Here is a 24,592-nt window from a genome sequence, read left to right as displayed (position 1 = left end):
GCACCAGTCCGCGCAGCAGGGCGGGGACGCCGCCGGCGCCGGCCTGGGCGCGGACGGCCGCGGTGTCGAGCCGCAGCGGGAGGACGACCGGCTCGTCGAGGGCGCCGGCCGTGTCGAACAGCGCCAGTCCCTGGGCCGGGTCGAAGGCGACGATCCCGCCCCGGGCGATCCGTCGCAGGTCGGCCTCGGTGAGCCCGCCGGTCATCCCGGTGCTGTTGGCCCACAGGCCCCAGGCGAGGGAGCGGCCGGGCAGCCCGTCGGCGCGGCGCCGGTGGGCCAGTGCGTCCAGGAAGGCGTTGGCGGCGGCGTAGTTGCCCTGGCCCATGCCGCCGAAGATGCCGGCGATGGACGAGAACAGGACGAACTCGGACAGGTCCAGGCCGGCGGTGAGTTCGTGCAGGTTGATCGCCGCGTCCACCTTGGGGCGCAGGACGAGGTCCAGTTGCTCGGGCGTCATGGTGGCGACGACGCCGTCGGCCAGGACGCCCGCCGCGTGCACCACCCCGGTCAGCGGGTGCGCGGGGGGCAGGGCGGCCAGCAGGGCCGCGAGGGCGTCGCGGTCGGCGGCGTCGCAGGCGGCGATCTCGGCGTGCGCGCCCAGCGCGGCGAGCTCGGCGAGGAGTTCGGCCGCGCCGTCGGCGGCGGGGCCGCTGCGGCTGGTCAGCAGCAGGTGCCGGACGCCGTGTTCGGCGGCCAGGTGGCGGGCGACGTGGGCGCCGATGGCGCCGGTGCCGCCGGTGATCAGGACGGTTCCGTCGCCGCCCCAGCCGGGTGTGCGCCCGGCGGCGGCCAGCGGTACGCGGGCCAGCCTGGCGACGTGGACGGCGCCGGCCCGGATCGCGAGCTGGGGTTCCCCGGAGGCGAGGGCTTCGGCGAGTACGGCCGGCGGGGTGTCGTGGGCGTCCAGGTCCAGCAGGACGAAGCGGTCGGGGTTCTCGGTCTGCGCCGAGCGGACCAGGCCCCAGAGCGCGGCCAGGGCCGGGTCCGGGACGTCGTCGCCGGTCACCGGGACCGCGCCCGCGGTGACCACGACCAGCTTGGAGCCGGTCAGGCGCTCGTCGGCCAGCCAGTCGCGCAGCAGGGCGAGGACCGTGCCGAGGCCGTCGTGGACCGCGTCGCGGAGGGTGCCGGGCGGGGCCGGGACGGGCGGGCAGGCGGCCAGGACCAGCCGGGGCGGCGGGGTGCCCGCGCCGAGCAGTGCGGACAGCGCGGCGAAGTCGGCGACCGTACGGCCGGGGAGCGGCGCGGCGCCGGAGGGCGGGGGCGTCCCGGTGCCGAGCACGGTCCAGGACTCCGGGCCGGAGACGGTGCCCGTCGCGGCGCGCTCCGGCAGGGCCTGCCACTCGGGGCGGAACAGTTCCTCGTGGTGTCCGGCGCGGGTGGCCTTGAAGCGGTCGGCCGAGACGGGTCGCAGGACGAGGGAGCGGGCCGAGACCACCGGCCGCCCGGTGGCGTCGGTCGCCCGTACGGCGACGGCGTCGCGGCCCGTGGGGGTCAGCCGCAGCCGGAGTTCGGTGGCGCCGGAGGCGTGCAGGCGCACCCCGTTCCAGGAGAACGGCAGCCAGCCCTGCGCGGGTCCCTCCAGTACGTCGAACACCAGCGCGTGCAGGGCGGCGTCGAGCAGGGCCGGGTGCAGGCCGAACGCGGCGGCGTCCGGCTGCTGCTCCTCCGGCAGGCTCGCGACGGCGTACACCTCGTCGCCGAGCCGCCAGGCCGCGCGCAGGCCCTGGAACGCGGGGCCGTAGGCGAATCCGCCGCCCGCGAACCGGTCGTACAGGCCTTCCGTGTCGAGGGGGACGGCTCCGGGCGGCGGCCAGGCCTCGGGGTCCGCCGGGTCCGCCGGCTCGGGGGCCGCGGCAGAGCCGAGCAGGCCGCTCGCGTGCCGGGTCCAGGGGGCGTCGGGGCCGTCGTCGGCGGCCCGGGCGTGGACGCTCAGCGGGCGGGTGCCGGAGGCGTCCGGGCTTCCGACGGTGAGCTGGAGTGTGACGGCTCCGCCCGCCGGGAGCACCAGCGGCGCCTCCAGGGTCAGTTCCTCGACCTGGTCGCAGCCGACCTGGTCGCCCGCGCGGACCGCGAGCTCCAGGAACGCGGTGGCGGGGAACAGCACGCCCTCGTAGACGCCGTGGTCGGCCAGCCAGGGGTGGCTGCGGACCGAGAACCTGCTGGTGAACAGGAAGCCGTCGGAGTCCGCGAGTTCCGTTCCGGCGCCGAGCAGTGGGTGGTCGACCGTCAGCAGTCCGGCCGCGGGCAGGCCGGCCGTGGCCGGGCCGGCCGGCAGCCAGTAGCTGCCGCGCTGGAAGGCGTAGGTCGGCAGGTCGACGGCGGAGCGGGACGGGCCGCCGTCGTGGACGGCGTTCCAGTCCACGGGGACGCCCGTGACGTGCAGCCGGGCCAGGGCGGCCGTCGCCGCGGGGGCTTCGGGCCGGTCCTTGCGCAGCAGGGGCACCAGCACGGGGCTGCCGGTGGCGCCGGTCAGGCAGTCCTGGCCCATGGCGGTGAGCGCGCCGTCGGGTCCGAGTTCGAGGAACGCGGTGACGCCGTCGCGCTCCAGGTGGCGAACGCCGTCCTGGAAGCGGACGGTGCCGCGCACGTGCTCCACCCAGTAGTCCGGTGAGCCGAGCTGCTCGGCGGTGGCCGGCTCGCCCGTCAGGTCGGAGATGACGGGGATGGCGGCCTCCCCCGGGACGATCCGGGCCGCGACCGCGCGGAACTCGGCGAGCATCGGCTCCATGAGGGGCGAGTGGAAGGCGTGGGAGACCCGCAGCCGTCGGGTCTTGCGGCCGCGTGCGGCGAGCACGGCGGCGATCTCGTCCACCACCGCCGCGTCGCCGGAGATCACGGTCGAGGCCGGGCCGTTGACCGCGGCGAGGCCGACGTCGCTCTCGCGGCCCGCGAGCAGCGGCAGCACCTCCTCCTCCCCGGCGGCCACGGCGACCATCGCGCCGCCCGCCGGGAGGGCCTGCATCAGCCGTCCCCGCGCGACCACCAGCGCCGCGGCGTCGGGCAGCGTGAACACCCCGGCGACGTGGGCGGCGGCCAGCTCGCCCACGGAGTGGCCGAGCAGCCGGTCGGGACGCACGCCCCAGTGCTCGACGAGGCGGAAGAGTGCGACGCCGAGGGCGAACAGGGCGGGCTGGGTGTATTCGGTGCGGTCCAGCAGGCCGTGGCCGGGGTCGCCGGGGGCCGCGTCGATCACCTCCCGCAGCGGGCGGTCGAGCAGCGGGTCGAGTTCCGCGCAGACCGCGTCGAAGGCGTCGGCGAAGACCGGGAACCGCGCGTACAGTCCGGCGCCCATGCCGGTGCGCTGACTGCCCTGGCCGGCGAACAGGAAGGCGGTCTTCGCGGCCGGGCCGGTGACACCGCTCACCAGGTCCGCCGACGGCTCGCCCGCGGCGAGGGCGGCGAGCCCCTGGAGCAGGGCCTGCCGGTCCGTGCCGGTGAGGGCGGCCCGGTACTCGAAGGCGCTGCGGTTCAGCGCCAGGGAGCGGCCCAGGTCCGCGACGGCGAGGGTCGGGGCCTGCTCCACGTGCCGGAGCAGCCGGGCGGCCTGCTCCCGCAGCGCGTCCGCGCCACGGGCGGAGAGCAGCCAGGGCAGGGCGGGCGTGTCGGGGGTGGTCGCCGGGGTCGGCGCGGGGGCGGCGGCCGGGGCCGGTTCGGTGGGCTGTTCGAGGATGGTGTGGGCGTTGGTGCCGCTGACTCCGAACGAGGACACCGCGGCCCGCCGGGGGCGGCCGGTCTCCGGCCACGGGGTGTCGTCGGTGAGCAGCCGGACCGCGCCGGCCGACCAGTCGACGTGGGGTGTCGGCGTGTCGACGTGCAGGGTGCGCGGCAGCGTCCCGTGCCGCATGGCCTGCACCATCTTGATGATGCCGGCGACTCCGGCGGCGGCCTGGCTGTGTCCGATGTTCGACTTCAGCGACCCCAGCCACAGCGGCTGCTGCGCGCCGCGTTCCCGGCCGTACGTGGCCAGGAGCGCCTGGGCCTCGATCGGGTCGCCGAGCCGGGTGCCGGTGCCGTGCGCCTCCACCGCGTCGACCTCGCCGGCGGCCAGTCCGGCGTCGGCGAGGGCCGCCCGGATGACGCGCTGCTGGGACGGTCCGTTGGGGGCGGTCAGGCCGTTGCTGGCGCCGTCCTGGTTGACGGCGGAGCCGCGTACCAGGGCGAGCACCGGGTGGCCGTTGCGCCGGGCGTCCGAGAGGCGTTCCAGGACGAGCAGTCCGGCGCCCTCGGCCCAGGAGGTGCCGTCGGCGGCGGCGGCGAACGGTTTGCAGCGGCCGTCCTCGGCGAGCACGCGTTGCCGGCTGAACTCCACGAACGCGCCCGGTGTCGACATCACGGTCACCCCGCCGGCGAGCGCCAGCGAGCATTCGCCGGCCCGCAGCGACCGGGCCGCGAGGTGGACCGCGACCAGCGACGAGGAGCAGGCCGTGTCGACGGTCACCGCGGGCCCTTCGAGGCCGAGGCTGTAGGAGATCCGCCCGGACGCCACGCTGCCCGCGCTGCCGATGCCGAGGTAGCCCTCGAACTCCTCGGAGGGTTCGGTGACGCGCGACCCGTAGTCGTGGTGGCTGCATCCGACGAAGACGCCGCTCGCGCTGCCCTTGAGCGACAGCGGGTCGATGCCGGCCCGCTCGAACGCCTCCCAGGAGAGTTCGAGCAGCAGCCGCTGCTGCGGGTCGATGGTCAGCGCCTCACGCGGCGAGATCCCGAAGAAGGCCGGGTCGAAGCGGTCGGCGTCGTGGAGGAAGCCGCCCTCCCGTGCGTAGGTGCTGCCGACCCGGTCCGGGTCCGGGTCGTAGAGGCCGTCCAGGTCCCAGCCGCGTCCGGTGGGGAAGCCGGTGATCGCGTCCTGTCCGCCCGCGACGAGCTCCCACAGCTCCTCGGGGGTGCTGACGCCGCCGGGGTAGCGGCAGCTCATGGCGACCACGGCGATCGCCTCGTCCTCGGGCACCGCGGCGGCCGCGGTCGGCTGCCCGGGGGCGTCGGACGTCTCGGTGGCGGGCGCCCCCGGCAGTTCGGTGCGCAGGTGTCCGGCCAGGACCGTGGCCGTGGGGTAGTCGAAGGCCAGGGTCACCGACAGGCGCAGGCCGGTGGCCGCGGCGAGCCGGTTGCGCAGTTCGACGGCGATCAGCGAGTCGAAGCCGATCTCCTTGAACGCCTGGTCCGGTGCCACCGCCTCGGGCCCGGGGTGGCCGAGCACGGCGGCGACCTCGCGGCGGACCAGGTCCAGCAGGGCCCGGTCCCGTTCCGCCGGGGGAAGTGCGGCCAGCCGCAGGGCCGGCGGCTCGGCGCCGTCGGCCGTGCCCCGGGGGCCGTCCGCGGCGGCGAGCACGTCCCGTACCTCGGGCAGGTCCCCGAGGGCGGCACTGGGCCGGAGCGCGGTGAACGCCCGGGTGAAGCGGTCCCAGGCGAAGTCGGCGACGAGGACCGCCGTGTCGTCGTGGTCGAGGGCCTGGCGCAGCGCGGTCGTGGCCGTGGCGGGATCCATGGCGGGCAGGCCGTCGCGGATCAGCCGTTCGGCGACCGCTCCGGAGGCGAGGCTGTCGCCGCCCCACAGGCCCCAGGCGACCGAGGTGCCGGGCAGTCCGAGGTCGCGGCGCTGCCGGGCCAGGGCGTCGAGGTAGGCGTTGGCGGCGGCGTAGCTGCCCTGGCCGGTGCCGCCGAGCGTGCCGGCGAGCGAGGAGAACAGCACGAAGGCGGTCAGGTCGAGTTCACGGGTGAGCGCGTCGAGGTTGCGTGCGCCGTCGAGCTTGGGGCGCAGGACGCCGGCCGCGCGTTCGGGGGTGATCGAGTCGATCACCCCGTCGTCGAGGACGCCCGCGGTGTGCAGGACGGCGCGCAGCGGGCGCTCGGCCGGAATGCCGGCGAGCAGTTCCGCCAGTGCGTCGCGGTCCGCGACGTCGCAGGCCACCGCGGTGGCGGCGGCGCCGAGTCCGCGCAGTTCGGCGAGCAGGGCGTCGGCCCCCGGGGCCTGTGCGCCGCGCCGGCTGGTGAGCAGCAGGTGCGCGGTGCCGGTGCGGGCGAGCCGGCGGGCGATCTGGGCGCCGAGGCCGCCGGTGCCGCCGGTGATCAGGACCGTGCCCTCGGGCGTCCAGTCGCGTACGGGCGCGGTGTCGCCGAGTGCGGCGTGGACGACCCTGCGGCCGTAGCGGCCGGTGGCGCGCACCGCCACCTGGTCCTCGCCGTCGGGGCCGGCCAGTGCTTCGGCGAGCCGGGTCGCGGCCCGGTCGTCGAGCTGTCGCGGCAGGTCGACCAGGCCGGCCCAGCGCTGCGGGTACTCGACACCGGCGACCCCGCCGAGGCCCCAGACCAGGGCCTGGAGGGTGCTGTCGATCCGGTCGGAGCGGCCGACCGACACCGCGCCCCGGGTGGCGCACCAGAGCGGGGCGTCGGTGCCGAGGTCGCCCAGGGCCTGGAGGAGTGCGACCGTCAGGGTGAGGCCGCGGGGAAGCGCCGAGCCGTCGCCGTGCGGTTCTTCGGCTAGGGCGAGCAGGGACAGGATTCCGGCGGGCGGCCCGTCGGGGTTGTCGTGGGCGTCGCGGAGCAGTGCGGCGAACCGGGTCCGGTCGGTCGCGTCGGGGCCCGCCTCGACCAGGACGGGTGTGGCGCCGTGTCCGCGCAGGGAGTCCACGGCGAACGCGACGGCCGGGTCCTCAGCGGCGCCGGCCGGGGCGACGACGAGCCAGCTGCCGGTGAGCCGGGGCCGCTCGGATGCCGGCAGGGGCTTCCAGGCGACCCGGTAGCGCCAGCTGTCGGCGGTCCGGTCGCCGGCCCGGCCGCGCGCCCACTCGGCGAGAGTGGGTGCCAGGGAGGCGAGGGAGGCCCTCAGTTCCCCGTCCTCGACCCGCAGGAGGGTGGCGAGGGCGTCCAGGTCCCCGTGGTCGACCGCCTCCCAGAAGCCGGAGTCGGCCGGGCCGGCGCCGAACGTGGCGTCGGTGCCGGTCAGGGCGTCGGCGGGCCGGCCGGGGGTGGTGTCCAGCCAGTAGCGCTGCTGCTGGAAGGCGTAGGTGGGCAGGGGCTGCTTGCGCGCGCCGGTTCCGGCGAACACCGTGCCCCAGTCCACCGGCAGTCCGCGGACGTGGAGTTCGGTGAGCGCGGCGAGGAAGCGGCCGGGGCCGCCCTCGGTGCGCCGCAGGGTGCCGACGACGGCTCCGTCGCCGGCTCCGGCCGCTTCGACGGCCTCCTGGAGCCAGACGGTCAGCGCGGGGTGGGTGCTGCACTCGACGAAGGTGTGGTGTCCGTCGGCGATGAGCGCGTCGACCGCCCGTCCGAACTCGACCGGCCGGCGCAGGTTCTCGTACCAGTACGCGGCGTCCAGGCCCAGGGTGTCCACGGGGCCGCCGCTGACCGTGGAGTAGAACGGGATGTCGGACGTCCGCGGCGCGGTGCCGCCGAGGAGGGTGAGCAGTTCCTCCCGGAGCTCCTCCACCTGGGGCGAGTGTCCGGCGAAGTCCACGCCGGGGACCGGCCAGGCCAGAACGCCCGCCTCGGAGTACTGCTCGCGCAGTCGTTCCAGTGCCGCCGGGTCGCCGGAGACCGTCACCGACGTCGGCCCGTTGACCGCGGCGACGTCGAGTGCCCCGTCGTGGGCGGACAGTGCTTCGCGGACGGCTTCGACCGGCTGCGGCACGAACAGCATGCCGCCGCGTCCGGTCAGGGCCAGCAGGGCCCGGCTGCGCAGGGCGACGATCCGGGCCGCGTCGTCCAGCGAGAGCGCGCCGGCCACGCAGGCGGCGGCGATCTCCCCCTGGGAGTGTCCGACCACGGCGTCCGGGACGATCCCGTGCGCCCGCCACAGCTCGGCCAGCGACACCATCACGGCGAACAGCACCGGCTGCACCACGTCCACCCGGTCCAGCGGGGGCGCGTCGGGCTCCTCCCGCAGGACCGCGAGCAGCGACCAGTCCAGGTGCGGGGCGAGGGCGCGTTCACAGGCCGCGATCCGGTCGGCGAAGGCCGGGGCACGGTCGAGCAGTTCCCGGGCCATGCCGGCCCACTGCGATCCCTGGCCGGGGAAAACGAAGACGGTCCGGGCCGATCGGGCGACGACGCCTTCGACCAGGCCGGGTGCGCGGTCTCCCGCGGCCAGCGCGGCCAGGCCGCCCAGCAGGGCCGCGCGGTCGTCACCGACGACGGCTGCGCGGTGCTCGAAGGCGGTCCTGGTGGTGGCCAGGGAGTGGCCGACATCGACGGACGACAGCTCCGGGTGCTCCGTCAGGTACGCGTGCAGCCGCTCCGCCTGGGCCTTCACCGCCTCGGCGGTCCGCCCGGACAGGACCCACGGGACGGCGGACGCCCCGGGTACGGGCGCGGGCGCGGGTGCGGGTGCGAGCTCGGGCTCGGCGGGCGGCTGCTCGATGACGACGTGGGCGTTGGTGCCGCTCAGGCCGAACGAGGACACGCCGGCCCGGCGCGGCCGTCCCGTCTCCGGCCAGGGGGCGGCCTCGGTCAGCAGGGAGACGGCGCCCGCCGTCCAGTCGACGTTCGGGGACGGCCGGTCGATGTGCAGGGTCCGCGGCAGCTCGCCGTGCCCCATCGCCAGCACCATCTTGATGATGCCGCCGACCCCGGCGGCGGCCTGGGTGTGCCCGATGTTCGACTTCAGCGACCCGAGCCGCACCGGCCGGTCGGCCGGCCGGTCCTGGCCGTAGGTGGCCAGCAGCGCGTCGGCCTCGATCGGGTCGCCCAGCCGGGTACCGGTGCCGTGCGCCTCGACGGCGTCCACGTCGGCGGCCGTCAGCCGGGCGTTCGCCAGCGCGTCGCGGATCACCCGCTGCTGGGCCAGGCCGCTGGGCGCGGTCAGCCCGTTGCTCGCGCCGTCCTGGTTGATCGCCGAGCCGCGCAGCACCGCGAGCACCGGGTGGCCGTTGCGGCGGGCGTCCGAGAGCCGTTCCAGGAGCAGCAGGCCCACGCCCTCGGCCATGCCGAAGCCGTCCGCGGAGGCGGCGAAGGACTTGCAGCGCCCGTCCTCGGCGAGCCCGCGCTGCCGGCTGAAGCCGGTGAACGACAGCGGGGTGCCCATCACCGTGGCGCCGCCCGCCAGGGCCAGCTCGCATTCGCCCGAGCGCAGCGACTGCGCGGCGAGGTGGACCGCCACCAGGGACGAGGAGCAGGCCGTGTCCACGGTCACGGCGGGCCCCTGGAGGCCGAGTTGGTAGGCGACCCGCCCGGACAGGACGCTGGTGGAGATGCCTGCGATGAACAGGCCCTCCAGTTCCTCGGGGACGTCGCGCAGGGTGCCGCCGTAGCCCTGGTAGGAGGCGCCGGCGAAGACGCCGGTCGGGGTGCCGTGCAGGGACGCCGGGTCGATGCCGGCGCGCTCGATCGCCTCCCAGGAGGTTTCGAGCAGCAGTCTCTGCTGCGGGTCCATGGCCAGGGCCTCGCGCGGCGAGATCCCGAAGAACCCGGGGTCGAACCGGTCCGCGTCCGTGACGAATCCGCCCGCGGCGGCGTAGCTCCGGCCGGGCCGGTCGGGGTCCGCGTCGTACAGCGCGTCGAGGTCCCAGCCCCGGTCGGACGGCAGGCCGGAGACGGCGTCGCGCCCGTCGGCGACCAGGCGCCACAGGTCCTCGGGGGTGCGGACGCCGCCGGGGTAGCGGCAGCTCATGGAGACGATCACGATGGGGTCGTCGTCAGCGGCGGGTGCCGCCGACGGGAGCGGCCGGACGGCGGCGGGCTCCTCGGCGGCGCCCAGCAGTCCGGTCTCCAGACGCCCGGCGAGCGCGGTCGCCGACGAGTAGTCGAAGACCACGGTGACCGGGAGCCGCAGGCCGGTGGCGGTGTTGAGCCGGTTGCGCATGTCCACGGCGGTCAGGGAGTCGAAGCCCAGGTCGCGGAAGGCGCGGCCGGCGGCGACCGCGTCCGGCGAGTCGTGGCCGAGGACGGCGGCCGCGTGGGTCCGGACCAGGTCGACCAGCACCCGGGTCCGCTCGGCCGCCGGGAGCGGCTCCAGCCGCTCGCGCAGCGCCGAGGGCGTCCCCCCGGTGCCGGCCTCACCGGTCTCCGGTTCGGCGGCCAGCGCGCTGCGCACCTCGGGGAGCTCCCCGATCAGCGGGCTGGGGCGCGCCGAGGTGAAGACCGTCGCGAAGCGGTCCCAGTCGATGTCGGCGACCACGACCACCGTCTCGTCGTGGTCCAGGACCTGCTGGAGCCCGGTGATCGCGACCGCGGGCGGCATGAAGAGCACGCCGTGGCCGCGCAGGGTGTCCTCCGCCAGTTCGGCCGCCATCCCGCCGGCCCCGTCCTCGGGGCTCCAGATGCCCCACACCACGGAGGTCGCGGCGAGGCCGCGGCTCCTGCGGTCCTCGGCGAGGCCGTCGAGGTAGGCGTTGGCGGCGGCGTAGGCGCCGTGGACGGCGCTGCCCCACACCCCGGAGATGGAGGAGAACAGCACGAACGCGTCGAGCGTGTCCCGGTCGAAGAGCAGGTCCAGGTTCCGGGCCCCGCCGACCTTGGCGTGCAGGGTGTCGGCGACCTCCTCCGCGTCGGTGTCGGGCAGCGGCACCAGCAGCCCGCCGCCCGCGGCGTGGAAGACGGTGCCGATCCGGTGGCCGTCCTGTTCGAGGCCGTCCTTCAGGGCGCGCAGGGCCTCCAGGTCGGCGACGTCGCACGAGGCCAGGGTGACCCGGGTGCCGAGGGCGGCCAGTTCCTCGGCGAGCTCCGGCGCACCCGGCGCGTCCGCGCCGCGCCGGCTGACCAGCACCAGGTGCCCGGCTCCCCGCCGGGCCAGCCAGCGCGCGATCTGCGCGCCGATCCCGCCGGTGCCACCGGTGATCAACACGGTGCCCCCGGGCCGCCAGCTGCGCCGCGGCGCGGTGTCGCCCAGGGCGGACCGGACCAGCCGCCGGCCGTGGCAGCCGGTGGCCCGTACGGCGACCTGGTCCTCGTCCCCGGCACCGCCGGCCAGCACCCGGCACAGCTGCGGGGCGGTGTCCGTGTCCAGGACCTCCGGGAGGTCGATCAGACCGCCCCAGCGCTGCGGGAACTCCAGCGCGGCGACCCGGCCCAGACCCCAGAGCAGGTTCTGCGCGGCGCTGACCGCGCTCCCGGTGTCCGTGCCCCCGACCGACACCGCACCCCGGGTCGCCCACCACAGGGGCGCGTCGATCCCGGCGTCTCCGAGGGCCTGCAGCAGGGCCAGGTTGAGCGCGGCGCCCAGCGGGACGGAGGGGTGCGCCGAGTGCGGGCGCTCGTCGAGGCCGAGCAGCGACAGCACTCCCGTCACCGGGCCGGGCAGCGCGTCGAGGGACGCGCGAACCCGGTCGGCCAGCACGGCACGGTCGGCCTCCGCCTCGGCGATCCGTATGTGGACCACCGAAGCCCCGGCCTGCTCCATGACCTGGACGGTCGTCTCCGACCGGCGCACCCCGTCCTCGGGCCGGCCGTCCGACGACAGCACGAGCCAGTTGCCGTCCAGGGCGACCGGGGGACCCTCGGGCAGGGCCCGCCAGGTCACGCGGTAGCGCCAGGAGTCGACCACCGAACGCTCGGTGCGCTCGGTGCGCCAGGTGGCGAGCGCGGGAAGCACCACGTTCAGCGGATCCTCGGGCGTCACCCCCAGGGTCGTGGTGAACCGGTCCAGGTCGCCTCCGCCAAGGGCCTCCCAGAAGTCGTCGCCGTCCGAGGACGTTCCGGACGGACCGCCCGCCGCGGGGCCGGTGTCCTCCAGCCAGTACGGGCGACGCTGGAAGGGGTAGGTGGGCAGGGAGATGCCGCCCGGACGGTGTCCGGCGAACACCCGGTCCCAGTCGGGCGACAGGCCGCCCGCGTGGGCCTCGCCCAGAGACGTCAGGAAGCGGTCGAGGCCGCCCTCGCCGCGCCGCAGCGTGCCCACGACCACGGCGGGGCCCTGCGCGGAGTCGGCGGTGTCGGCCGCGTCGGCGGTCTGCTGGACGCCGAAGGTGAGCACGGGGTGCGGGCTGGACTCGACGAAGAACCGGAAACCCTCCCCCAGCAACGCCGCCGTGGCCTGCCCGAACTCCACCGTCTCCCGCAGGTTGCGGTACCAGTACTCGGCGTCCAGGGACTTCGTGTCCAGCCAGCCGCCCGTCACCGTCGAAAGGAACGGCACCGTGCCGGGCAGGGGTGCGATGCCGTCCAGGTCGGCGAGCAGCTGCTCGCGGACCTCCTCCACGTGCGCGGAGTGCGACGCGTAATCGACCTCGATCAGCCGCGCCCGCACCCCCTCCCCCACGAGTTCTTCCACCAGCGCCGCCACCGCGTCCGCGTCACCCGACACCACCGTCGACGACGGACCGTTCACCGCCGCCACCGACAACCGGCCCGCGATCCGCTCCCGCACCGCCTCCACCGGCAGCGGCAGCGAGGCCATCCCGCCACGGCCCGCCAACGCACCCACCGCACGGGAACGCAACGCCACCACCCGCGCCCCGTCCTCCAGACTCAAACCGCCGGCCACACACGCCGCGGCGATCTCGCCCTGCGAGTGGCCCACCACCGCGTCCGGAACGACCCCGAACGAACGCCACACCTCCGCCAGCGACACCATCACCGCCCACAGCACCGGCTGCACCACATCCACCCGCGCCAACAGCGCCTCCGAACCCAGCGCCTCCCCCAACGACCAGTCCACGTAAGGCGCCAGAGCACGCCCGCACTCCGCCATCCGCCCCGCGAACACAGCCGATTCGGCCAACAGCTCCGCAGCCATCCCCACCCACTGCGAACCCTGACCCGGGAACACCAGCACCGAACCGCCCGAGGACACACCGTCACCCTGTACCAGCCCCGGCACCGAGCGGCCCTCCGCCAGCGCCTTCACGCCGTCGAGCAGCCGGTCCGGGTCGGTGCCCACCACCACGGCGCGCCGTTCGAAGGCGGTCCGCGTGAGGGCGAGGGCGCGGCCGGTGTCGGCGGCCCGCAGGGGTGCGGGGTCGGTGCTCAGGTGTGCCAGCAGCCGGGCCGCCTGGTCGCGCAGCGCCTCGTCGGTGCGCCCCGACAGCACCCAGGGCAGCGGGTACGCGTCGCCGCCGGCCGCGGTGTCGGCCACCGGTTCGGCTTCCTCCGCCGGGGCCTGTTCCAGAATCAGGTGGGCGTTGGTGCCGCTGACGCCGAAGGCGGACACGCCCGCCCGGCGCGGGCGTCCCGTGTCGTCCCAGGCGCGGGCCTCGGAGAGGACTTCCACGGCTCCCGACGACCAGTCCACCATGGGCGTCGGCCGGTCCGCGTGCAGGGTCCTGGGCAGTTCGCCGTGCTCGATCGCCAGCACCATCTTGATGACGCCGCCCACTCCGGCCGCCGCCGAGGTGTGGCCGATGTTCGACTTCAACGAGCCCAGCCACAAAGGCCGTTCGGCGGGCCGGTCCTGGCCGTAGGTGGCCAGCAGGGCCTGCGCCTCGATCGGGTCGCCGAGGGTGGTGCCGGTGCCGTGCGCCTCCACCACGTCCACCTCGGACGCCGACAGGCCCGCGTCCGCGAGCGCCGCCCGGATCACCCGCTGCTGCGACGGACCGCTCGGCGCCGTAAGGCCGTTGCTCGCACCGTCCTGGTTCGTGGCCGAACCCCGCACTACCGCCAGCACCGGATGCCCGTTGCGCCGCGCGTCCGACAAACGCTCCAGCACCAGGACGCCGGCGCCCTCGGCCCAGCCGGTTCCGTCCGCATCGGCCCCGAACGCCTTGCAGCGGCCGTCGGCCGACAGCGCGCGTTGGCGGCTGAACGCCACGAACGCGTCGGGCGTCGCCATCACCGACACCCCGCCGGCCAGGGCCAGCGTGCAGTCGCCGGCCCGCAGGGCCCGGATCGCCAGGTGCAGGGCGACCAGAGAGGAGGAGCAGGCCGTGTCCACGGTCACCGCGGGCCCTTCCAGACCCAGGGTGTAGGCGATCCGGCCGGAGACCACGCTGCTCGCGGTCCCGGTGTCCAGCAGGCCCTGGACATCGGGGAGGTGGCGCGAGCCCGCGCCGTAGCCGTTGCCGATCGCCCCGAGGAAGACACCCGTGCCGGTGCGCCGCAGCGTGCGGGGGTCGATCGCGGCCCGCTCGACCGCCTCCCAGGCGGTCTCCAGGGCCAGCCGCTGCTGCGGGTCCATGGCCAGGGCCTCGCGCGGCGAGATGCCGAAGAACTCCGCGTCGAACTCGGCGGCGTCGTGCAGGAAGCCGCCGTTGCGGGTGTAGGAGGTGCCGGGCCGCTCGGGGTCCGGGTCGTAGAGGCCCTCCAGGTCCCAGCCGCGGTTGACCGGCCAGGCGGAGATCGCGTCGGCGCCCCGGGAGACCAGGTCCCACAGCAGTTCGGGCGTGTCGGTGCCGCCGGGATAGCGGCAGGCCATGGAGACGATGGCGATCGGTTCGTGGCGGGCCTGCTCGGCCTCGCGCAGCTGCCTCCGGGCGTCACCGAGGTCCGCGGTGACGCGCCTGAGGTAGTCGAGCAGCTTCTTGTCGTCGGACATCAGTGCCAGCTCTCTTTCAGGCGTTGCCGAAGTCGTTGTCGATCAGGGCGAACAGCTCGTCCGCTGTCGCCGTTTCCATCGCCGTGGCGGTGACGTCCACCGGTTCCGGCGGTGGCGCCTCGCCGCCCGGTGCGCCGGCGCGCCGGCCCCAGCCGCGCAGCAGTTCGTTCAGTCGTTCGCCGACCCCGTCGGTGTCGGCCGCTCCGGGCGGGACGGCCGCGAGGAGCGCGGCCAGCCGGTCCAGCTCGGCCAGCAGCGGCGAGGGCGGTTCGGGCGCGGCGGACAGCTCCGCGTCCAGGTGGTCGGCGAGCGCGTCGGGCGTCGGGTGGTCGAAGACGACCGTCGGCGGGACGGCCAGCCCGGTGGCCTCGCACAGCGCGTTCCTGAACCGCACCGCGAGCATCGAGTCGAAGCCGATCTCGGAGAAGGCGCGTTCCGGGCGCACCGGACCGGTTCCGGAATGGCCGAGGACCGCGGCCGCGTGCCGGACGACCAGGTCGAGCACCGCTTGGCGCCGTGCCCGCCGGTCCAGCGGGGCCAGCCGGGCGGCCAGTCGTGCGGCGGGGGTGCCGTCCTCGTCGCCTGCGGTCTGCGGAGTGTCCTCGGCCGGCGCCGCGGTGGTGGCCGCGGCGGCCGTCCGGCCCGGTGTGGGCAGCCAGTACCGGTCGCGCTGGAAGGGGTACGTCGGCAGCAGGACGGGTGCCGGGCCGCCCGGCCCGGGGGCCCCCGTCCAGGGCGACCAGTCCACCGGGCCGCCGCCGGCCGCCCACGCCTCGGTCAGTGAGGCCAGCAGCCGGTCCCGGCCGCCGTCGCCGCGCCGCAGCGTGCCGACCGCCGACACCTCCCGCCCGGCCTCCGCGGCCACCGCCTCGATCCCGGCGAGCAGCACCGGATGCGGGCTGACCTCGACGAGCAGGGTGTGGCCCGCGTCGAGCAGGGCGCGGGTCGCTCCGACGAAGTCGACCGGCTCGCGCAGGTTGCGGTACCAGTAGGCGGCGTCGAGCGATTCTCCGGCGACGGGTTCGCCGGTCACCGTCGAGTAGAGCGGGACGGCCGAGGCGCGGGGGCGTATCCCGGTGAGGGCTTCGCGCAGTTCGTCCTCGATCTCGGCGACCTGTGCCGAGTGGGCCGCGTAGTCCACCGGGATCGCCCTGGCCCGTACACCTTCCCGGTCGCAGGCCGCGAGCAGGGCGGCCAGTTCCTCGGGCTCCCCGGCGACGACCACGGCGTCGGGGCCGTTCACCGCGGCCACGCACGCGCGTCCACCGGCGGGCATCAGGCTCGTGGTCCGCTCGGCGGAGGCGGCGACCGACACCATGCCGCCGCGGCCCGCCAGCCTCAGCAGCGCCCGGCTGCGCAGCGCCACCACGAGGGCCGCGTCGTCGAGCGACAGCGCTCCGGCGACGTGGGCGGCGGCGATCTCGCCCTGGCTGTGTCCGACGACCGCGTCCGGGGTGACCCCGCTGTCGCGCCAGTGCGCGGCCAGCGCGACCATCACGGCGAACAGCACCGGCTGGACGACGTCCACGCGGTCGAGCGTCGGCGCGCCGGGCGCACCGCGCAGCACCTCGGTCAGGGACCAGTCGGTGTGCGGGGCGAGCGCCCGTTCGCAGGCGGCGATGGCGGCGGCGAACGGCGCGGAGGCGTCGAGCGCCGCCGCGGCCATGCCGGCCCACTGCGAGCCCTGGCCGGGGAAGACGAAGACCGTACGGCCGCCGCGCGCCCGGTCCTGCACGGCGTCGGGTGCGGGTTCACCCGCCGCGAGGGCGTCCAGCCAGCCGAGCAGCGCAGCGCGGTCGCGGCCGGTGGCGGCCGCCCGGAAGGGCAGGGCGGGGCGGGTGGTGGCGAGCGCCCGGGCGGCCGCGGCGGCGCCCGCGTCGGGGCCGGCCCGCAGGTGCTCGCCCAGTCGGCGCGCCTGGCGGCGCAGGGCGGCGGGGGTCATGGCGGAGAGCAGCCACGGGACGGTGGTCCCGGTGTCCTCGGAGGGTTCGCCGTCCGTGCCTTCGGGCAGCAGGGCGTCGTCGGCGGCGGGTGCCTCCTCCAGAATGGCGTGGGCGTTGGTGCCGCTCATGCCGAACGCGGAGACGCCGGCCCGGCGCGGCCGATCCGCGTCCGGGGCGTCCCAGGGGCGGGCGTCCGCGAGCAGCCGGACCGCGCCGGCCGACCAGTCCACCCGGCTGGACGCCTCCTGTGCGTGCAGGGTGCCGGGGAGCACGCCGTTCCGGAGGGCGAGCACCGTCTTGATGACCCCGGCGACCCCGGCGGCGGCCTGGGTGTGGCCGATGTTGGACTTCAGCGACCCCAGCCACAGCGGGCGGTCGGCGGGCCGGTCCTGGCCGTAGGTGGCCAGCAGGGCCTGCGCCTCGATGGGGTCGCCGAGCACGGTGCCGGTGCCGTGCGCCTCGACCAGGTCGATCTCGGCGCCGGACAGTCCCGCCGCGGCCAGCGCGCTCCTGATCACCCGCTGCTGCGCGGGGCCGCTCGGGGCGGTGAGGCCGTTGCTGGCACCGTCCTGGTTCACCGCGGTGCCCCGCACGAGGGCGAGGACCGGATGTCCGAGGCGGCGCGCGTCGGAGAGGCGTTCCACGAGCAGGACGCCCACCCCTTCGCCCCAGCCCGTGCCGTTCGCCCCTTCGGCGAAGGAGCGGCAGCGGCCGTCGGGAGAGAGGCCCTGCTGACGGCTGAACTCGACGAAGACGTCCGGGCTCGCCATCACCGCGGCACCGCCGACCAGGGCGAACGAGCAGTCGCCGGCGCGCAGTGCCTGGCCGGCCAGGTGCAGTGCCACCAGCGAGGACGAGCAGGCCGTCTCCACGGTCACGGCGGGGCCGCCGAGTCCGAGGGTGTAGGCGACGCGGCCGGAGGCGACGCTGGTGACCGTGCCGCTGAGGAGGTGCCCCTCGATCTCGTCGGACGGGTTCTGCGGGCCGGTGCCGTAGCCCTGGGCGGCGACGCCGACGTAGACGCCGCCCTCGCTGCCGCGGACCGACGCGGGGTCGAGTCCGGCCCGCTCCAGTGCCTCCCAGCTGGTTTCGAGGAGCAGTCGCTGCTGCGGGTCCATGGCCAGGGCTTCGCGCGGGGAGATGCCGAAGAACTCCGCGTCGAACTCGGCCGCGCCGTCCAGGAATCCGCCGCCGGTGGTGTAGAAGGTGCCCGGGTGCAGGGGGTCCGGGTCGTAGAGGGTGTCCAGCGGCCAGCCGCGGTCGGCGGGCAGCGCGGCGACCGCGTCCACTCCGTCGGCCACCAGCTGCCACAGGTCCTCGGGCGAGCGGACGCCGCCCGGGAACCGGCAGGCCATCGAGACGATCGCCAGGGGTTCGTCGGCCGCCGCGGGCCCGGCCGCGCCGCCGGCGGCGGCTGCGGAGTCCGTCGCGGCCGGGCCGGTCGTGCCGTCGGCGTCCGGTTCGGTGCCGCTCAGCTCGGCGAAGAGGTGCGCGGCGAGGCCGGCTGCCGTCGGGTGGTCGAAGACGGTGGTGAACGCGAGCGGCAGAGCGGTGGCCGCGACCAGCCGGTTGCGGAGTTCGACGGCGGTGAGCGAGTCGAAGCCCAGCTCGCGGAACGGGCGGTCGGCCGTGAGGCCGGCGGCCGACTCGTGGCCCAGTACGGCGGCCGCTTCGCTCCGCACCAGTTCCGTCAGCAGTTTGCGGCCCTCGGGCTCGTTCAGTCGGTGCAGCCGGTGCAGCCACGACGGGTCGCCGCCCGTGCCGGATCCGGACCCGGCGGAGGTGTCCGCGTCCGCGGGGTCGCCGTCCGCCGCCCGGGGCTCCGGGGCGGCCGACAGGCCGCGCAGCAGCGCACTGTCCCTGACCGAGCCGAAGATGGGCGCGAAGCGGCTCCAGTCCAGCTCGGCGACGACCGGTTCGCCCTCGTCCAGGGCCAGCGCCAGGCCGAGCGCGGAGAGCGCCGCTGCCGGGGCCATCGGCACCAGCCCGTGGCGGCGCAGGCCGTCGCCGACCGCGCCCTCGGCCATGCCCGCGCCGGCCCAGGGGCCCCAGGCCACCGAGGTCGCCGTCAGGCCCCGGCCGCGCCTCGCCGCGGCGAGGCCGTCCAGGTAGGCGTTGGCTGCCGCGTAGGCGCCCTGGCCGCCGCTGCCCCAGGTGCCCGAGATCGAGGAGAACAGCACGAAGGCGTCCAGCGGGCGGTCTTCGAACAGGGCGTCGAGGTGGGCCGCGCCGCACGTCTTGGCCGCCGTCCGCCGGGCCAGTTCTTCGAGCGTGCAGTCCATCAGCGCGGTGTCCGAGGTGAGTCCGGCGGTGTGCACCACGGCCCGTACGGTGTCGCCCTCGTCGCGCAGCCGCTCCAGGACCCGCTCCAGCGCGGTGCGGTCGGCGACGTCGCAGGCCAGCAGGGTGCTCCGGGCGCCGAGCGCCGCCAGGGCGTCGACCAGCGCGTCGGCTCCGGGGGCCTCGGGGCCCCGCCGGCCGAGGAGGACGAGGTGTTCCGCGCCGCGCTCCGCGAGCCAGCGCGCCACCTGGGCGCCGAGGCCTCCGGTGCCGCCGGTGACGAGGACCGTGCCGCGCGGCGTCCACGGTGCGGGCGCGGGTGTCGCGGGCTCCGGCGCGGGGACGAGCCGACGGCCCAAAAGTGCGGGCGCGCGTACGGCCACCTGGTCCTCGCCGTCCCGTCCGGCCAGCACCGCGCACAGCCCGTCCAGCGCGGGCCCGTCCAGCAGGTCCGGCAGGTCGACCAGGCCGCCCCAGCGCAGCGGGTGCTCCAGTGCCGCCACCCGGCCCAGGCCCCACACCTGGGCCTGCTCGGGGCGGACCTCCTCCGTGCCGTCGGCTGCCACCGCGCCGCGGGTGGCGCACCACAGGGGTGCGTCGATGCCGCTGTCGCCCAGGGCCTGGAGCAGCAGCAGGGTCCCGGTCAGGCAGGCGTCGAGCATCGGCAGGCCCGGGCGGGGGTCCCGGGCCAGGGCCAGCAGCGACAGGACGCCCTCCAAGGAGCCGAACTCCGGTAGCAGCGAGGCCAGTTCGGCGCGTTCGGCGGCGGCCCCGACCCGGATCACGGCCACGTCGGCGCCGTGTCCGGCGAGCGCCTGTTCGCAGGCGAGTGCGGTGCCCTCGGCACCGGGTCCGTCCGGGGTGACGAGCAGCCAGCGGCCGGAGAGGCGGGGCTCCGCGGGCGCGGTGAGCGGCTCCCATGCGATGCGGTAGCGGCGGGGGCCGGCGGGGGCCTCGGTCTCCCGGCGGGAGCGCCGGGCGGCGGGGGCCGGGTCCGGCGCGGCCACCGGCCAGAAGCGCCTGCGCTGGAAGGCGTAGGTGGGCAGGTCGACCCGCCGCACGTCGGTGCCGCTCCAGCCCGCCGACCAGTCCACCGCCACGCCGCGCAGGTGCAGCGAGGCGAGTGCGGTGCGGACCGCGTCCGGCTCGCCGCGGCCGTCGCGCAGCAGCGGCACCGTCCCGGGACCGTCGGGGCCGCTGGGGGTGGGGGTGGCGTCGGGGAGGCAGGCGTGCAGCATGCCGGACAGCACGCCGCCCGGTCCGAGTTCGAGGTACGTCGTCGCGCCCTCGGCCCGCAGCCGGCGGGCCCCTTCCAGGAAGCGCACGGTGCCCCGGACGTGGCGCACCCAGTGTTCGGGGGAACGGAGTTCCGCGGCCGTGGCCGTGCGCCCGGTCAGGTTGGAGACGATCTCGATGCCGGGCGCGTGGTAGGTCAGCGACTCGGCCACGTCCCGGAACGCGTCGAGCATCCCGTCCATCCGGGCGGAGTGGAACGCGTGGCTCACGCTCAGCCGGCGGGTGCGCCGTCCGCGGGAGCGGAACGCCCCGGCCAGGCGCAGCACCGCGTCCGCGTCACCGGACAGGACCACGGAGGTGGGCCCGTTGACGGCGGCGATGTCCACCGCGTCCCGGCCCGGGTCGCGGTCCGCTTCCGTCTCCGGGCGGGAGTGCCCGGTGCGGCCGTCCAGCAGGGCCTGGTGCACTTCCTCCTCGGTGGCCTCCACCGCCACCATCGCTCCGCCCTCGGGCAGTTCGTCCATCAGCCGGCCCCGGGCCGTTACCAGCGCGCAGGCATCGGGCAGGTCCAGCACGCCCGCCGCGTGGGCGGCGGCGAGTTCGCCGATGGAGTGCCCCATCAGCAGGTCGGGCCGCACACCCCAGTGCTGCACGAGCCGGAACAGCGCCGTCTCCAGGGCGAACAACGCGGGCTGGGTGTACCGGGTGCGGTCGAGCAGCGCCGCACCGGGGGTTCCGGGCTCGGCGAACAGGATGTCGCGCAGGGGCAGGTCGAGGTGCGGGTCCAGGCCGGTCAGCACCTCGTCGAGGGCGTCGGCGAACACCGGGTCGTCGCGGTAGAGCTGCGCGCCGGCTCCGGCCCGCTGGCTGCCCTGTCCCGGGAAGAGGAAGGCGGTCCGGCCGGAGCGTACGGCGCCTCCGGTGAGCAGGTGGCCCGCTGCCGTGCCGCGCGCGAGTGCGGTGAGCGAGCGTCGGACGGATGCCCGGTCCCGTCCCAGGACGGCGGCCCGGTGTTCGAGCGGGGCCCGTCCTGTGGCGAGCGAGTAGGCGACGTCCGCCAGTTCGGCGTCCGGGTCGGCATCGAGCCGGCTCACCAGCCGGCCGGCCTGTGCCCGCAGGGCCTCCGGTGTGCCGGCCGAGAGCAGCAGCGGCACGGGCGGGGCGGCCCGGCGCGCGGTGGCCGTCGTGGCGGTGTCCGGGGCGGGCACGGCCGAGGTGTCGGTCCGCTCCGGGGCGGGCGCGACCGCGACGGCCGGTGCCTGCTCGATGATCGCGTGCACGTTGGTGCCGCTGATGCCGAACGACGACACGCCTGCCCGGCGCGGGTTCCCGGTCTCCGGCCACGGGGTGTGCGCGGTGAGCAGGCGGACGGCACCGTCGGACCAGTCGACGTGCGGGTTCGGCGTCCCGGCGTGCAGGGTTCCCGGCAGTTCGCCGTGGCGGATGGCCAGCACCATCTTCATCACCCCGGCCACCCCGGCCGCCGCCTGGGTGTGCCCGATGTTCGACTTCACGGAGCCGAGCCACAGCGGCCGGTCCGCCGGGCGCGCCGGCCCGTGGACGGCCTGGAGCGCCTGCGCTTCGATGGGGTCGCCGAGCCTCGTGCCGGTGCCGTGGGCCTCGATCGCGTCGATCTGGTCGGCGCGCAGCGCGGCGTCGGCCAGCGCGGCGCGGATGACCTGCTGCTGGGACGGGCCGTTGGGGGCGGTGAGCCCGTTGCTGGCGCCGTCCTGGTTCACGGCGGTGCCGCTGATCAGCGCGAGTACGGGGTGGCCGTGGCGCAGGGCGTCGCTGTGGCGCTCCAGCAGCAGCACTCCGGCGCCCTCGCCCCACCCCGTGCCGTCCGCGTCCGCCGAGAACGCCTTGCACCGTCCGTCGGCGGCGAGCCCGCGCTGACGGCTGAACTCCACGAAGAGCCGCGGGGTGCTCATCACCGTCACCCCGCCCGCGAGGGCCTGCTCGCAGTCGCCGCGCCGCAGTGCCTGCACGGCCAGGTGGAGCGCCACCAGCGACGAGGAGCACGCGGTGTCGACGGTGAGCGAGGGTCCCTGGAGGCCGAGGACGTAGGACAGCCGCCCGGACAGCACGCTGGCCGTGTTCCCGGTCAGCAGATGGCCCTCGGACACGCCCTCGGCGCCCTGCAGCAGCGCGGAGTAGTCCTGGCCGTTGGTACCGATGTAGACGCCGACCTGCCGGTCCTTCAGCGCGGTCGGGTCCTGCCCGGAGCCCTCGACCGCCTCCCAGGCGGTCTCCAGGAGCAGCCGCTGTTGCGGGTCCATGGCCAGGGCCTCGCGCGGCGAGATGCCGAAGAACTCCGCGTCGAACTCGGGGGCGTCGTGCAGGAAGCCGCCCTGCATGCTGTACGTGGTGCCGGCGTGGTCGGGGTCGGGGTCGTACAGCCCCTCGGTGTCCCAGCCCCGGTTCGACGGCCAGTCGCCGACGGCGTCGGTGCCCTTCGAGAGCAGGTGCCAGAAGTCCTCGGGCCCTGCGACCCCGCCGGGGAAGCGGCAGCCCATGCCGACGATCGCGATCGGCTCGTTGCCGCCGGGTGCCGCCGCCCGGCTCGCCCCGGCATCGACGGAGCCGGCGGGCCCGGCGGTGCCGCTCGCGGCGTCCGGCAGGTCCAGGTCCGCGAGCAGCCGGTCGGCCAGTGCCGACGGTGTGGGATGGTCGAACAGGACGGTGGCGGGCAGGGCCAGTCCGGTGACGGCGGCGAGCCGGTTGCGCAGCTCCACCGCCGTCAGCGAGTCGAAGCCGAGCGCGGAGAACGCCTTTCCGGGCTGGACCGTGTCGACGTCGGGGTGGCGCAGGACCGTCGCCGCGTGGGTGCGTACCAGTTCGGCGAGGGTCCTGACCCGGTCCTCGTGGCGCGGCAGTACGGCGATCCGCTGCCGCAGGGCGTCGGCGGAGTCGCCGCCTTCCCGGGCCGCCGACGGTGCGGTGGCATCCGGGACGGGCCTCTCGGCAGCCGGGTCCGGTATCCCGTGGAGGAGGGCCGCGGTCCACCGGCCCCTGCCCGTGGTGAAGCGCCTCCAGTCGACATCGGCGACCACGACCAGCTCATCGTCCTCCGCGAGTGCCCGGCCGATCGCGGTGACGGCCGTTTCGGGCTCCATCACCGGCATGCCGAAGTCCCGCAGCCGTGCGGCGACCTCGTCCGCCAGCATGCCCGGCCCGGCCCAGGCGCCCCAGGCCACGGACGTGCCGGGCAGCCCGGCGGCCCGGCGGGCGGCGACGAGTGCGTCGACGGCCGCGTTGGCCGCCGCGTAGTTGCCCTGCCCGGCGTTGCCCACGACGCCCATCACGGACGAGAACACCACGAAGGCCGACAGGTCGAGACCCGCGGTGGCCTCGTGCAGGTTCCGGGCGGCGGTCAGCTTGGCGCGCAGCACCACGGCGAGCCGCGCGGGGTCCAGCGCGTCGAGCACACCGTCGTCGAGGACGCCTGCCGCGTGGATGACGGCGGACAGCGGGTATCGCGCCGGGATGTCGGCGATCAGCGCCGCCAGTGCGGCCGGGTCTGCGACGTCGCAGGCAGCGAAGGCCACTTCGGCGCCCAGCGCCGTCAGTTCCGTCCGCAGCGCGTCCGTACCGGGTGCGTCGGCACCGCGGCGGCTGACCAGCAGCAGCCGCTCCGCGCCCTGGCCCGCGAGCCAGCGCGCCGTGTGCGAGCCGACGCCACCGGTGCCACCGGTGACGAGGACCGTGCCCTGCCATCGCAGCCGCTTCCGCACGGCCGCGCCACCCTGACGGGCTTTCGGCGGCACGGACGACGCGGGCCGGAGACGGCGTCCGTGGACCCCGGTGGAGCGCACCGCCACCTGTTCCTCGTCGGCCGCGGTTCCCGCGAGCACCGCGCACAAGCGGCGGGCGGCCCGTACGTCCAGCACCTCGGGCAGGTCGATCAGACCGCCGCGGCGATGCGGGTGCTCCAGTGCCAGCGTCCGGCCCAGGGCGGCGGACGCGGCCTGACCGACGTGTCCGGGCCGCTCCGCGCCGCCCAGGACCGCCGTTCCCTTCGTCAGCGTCCAGAGCCGGGCGTGGATGCCCGCGTCCTCCAGCGCCTGGGCCAGCGCGAGGGTCAGCGCCGGACCACCGGGCAGGTCGGGGTGGTCGGGATGGGGGCGCTCCTCCCAGGACAGCAGGGACAGCACGCCGGCGATCGGCTGCTCCCCGGCGGTCCTCGTGAGCAGGGCGGCCAGTTGTTCGCGGGTCGCGCCCGGATCGTCGACGACGCACGGGAGGATGTCGGCTCCGGCCTCGCCGAGGGTGTCCAGGACGGCCGCCGCGTCATCGCCCTCGGGACGCAGGGCGAGCCAGCGACCGGAGAGGCCGTCCGCCGGCGCGACCGACAGGGGCACCCAGGCAACGTGGTAACGCCAGGATTCCGCCCTCCGTTCACGGTTCCTGACGGAGCGCCAGGTCGCCAGTGCGGGCAGGACTTCGTCCAGGGCTTCCCGGCCGACCCCGAGGGTCTCGGCGAGCTGGGCGGGGTCCTGCAGTTCCGGGTCGCCCCAGCGGTCCTCGGCGGGGGCGGCCGGGACGGCGGCGGGGGCCGTCAGCCAGTAGCGGGTGCGCTGGAAGGCGTACGTCGGCAGCTCGACCCGCCGCGCCCCCGGGAACGCACCCGACCAGTCCACCCCCAGCCCGCACTCCCAGGCACGGCCGACCGCACGCAACACCTGCGCCGGGCCGCCCTCCCCACGACGCAAGGTCCCCAGCACCA

Annotated in this window: 2 protein-coding genes; both read right to left on the bottom strand. The window is 76.3% G+C overall.

The window, feature by feature from the left end; all coding sequences use genetic code 11:
• On the bottom strand, positions 1-14,407 hold a 14,407-nt coding region (locus tag ACWGJO_RS34580; protein WP_452189711.1), incomplete at its 3' end, for a type I polyketide synthase.
• Positions 14,408-14,423: 16 nt separating this feature from the next.
• A partial coding sequence (locus ACWGJO_RS34575; RefSeq protein ID WP_452189710.1) for an SDR family NAD(P)-dependent oxidoreductase occupies positions 14,424-24,592 on the bottom strand: 10,169 nt, incomplete at its 5' end.

The organism is Kitasatospora sp. NPDC054795, from assembly GCF_053611565.1.
This window is presented reverse-complemented; position numbering and strand designations above follow the sequence as displayed.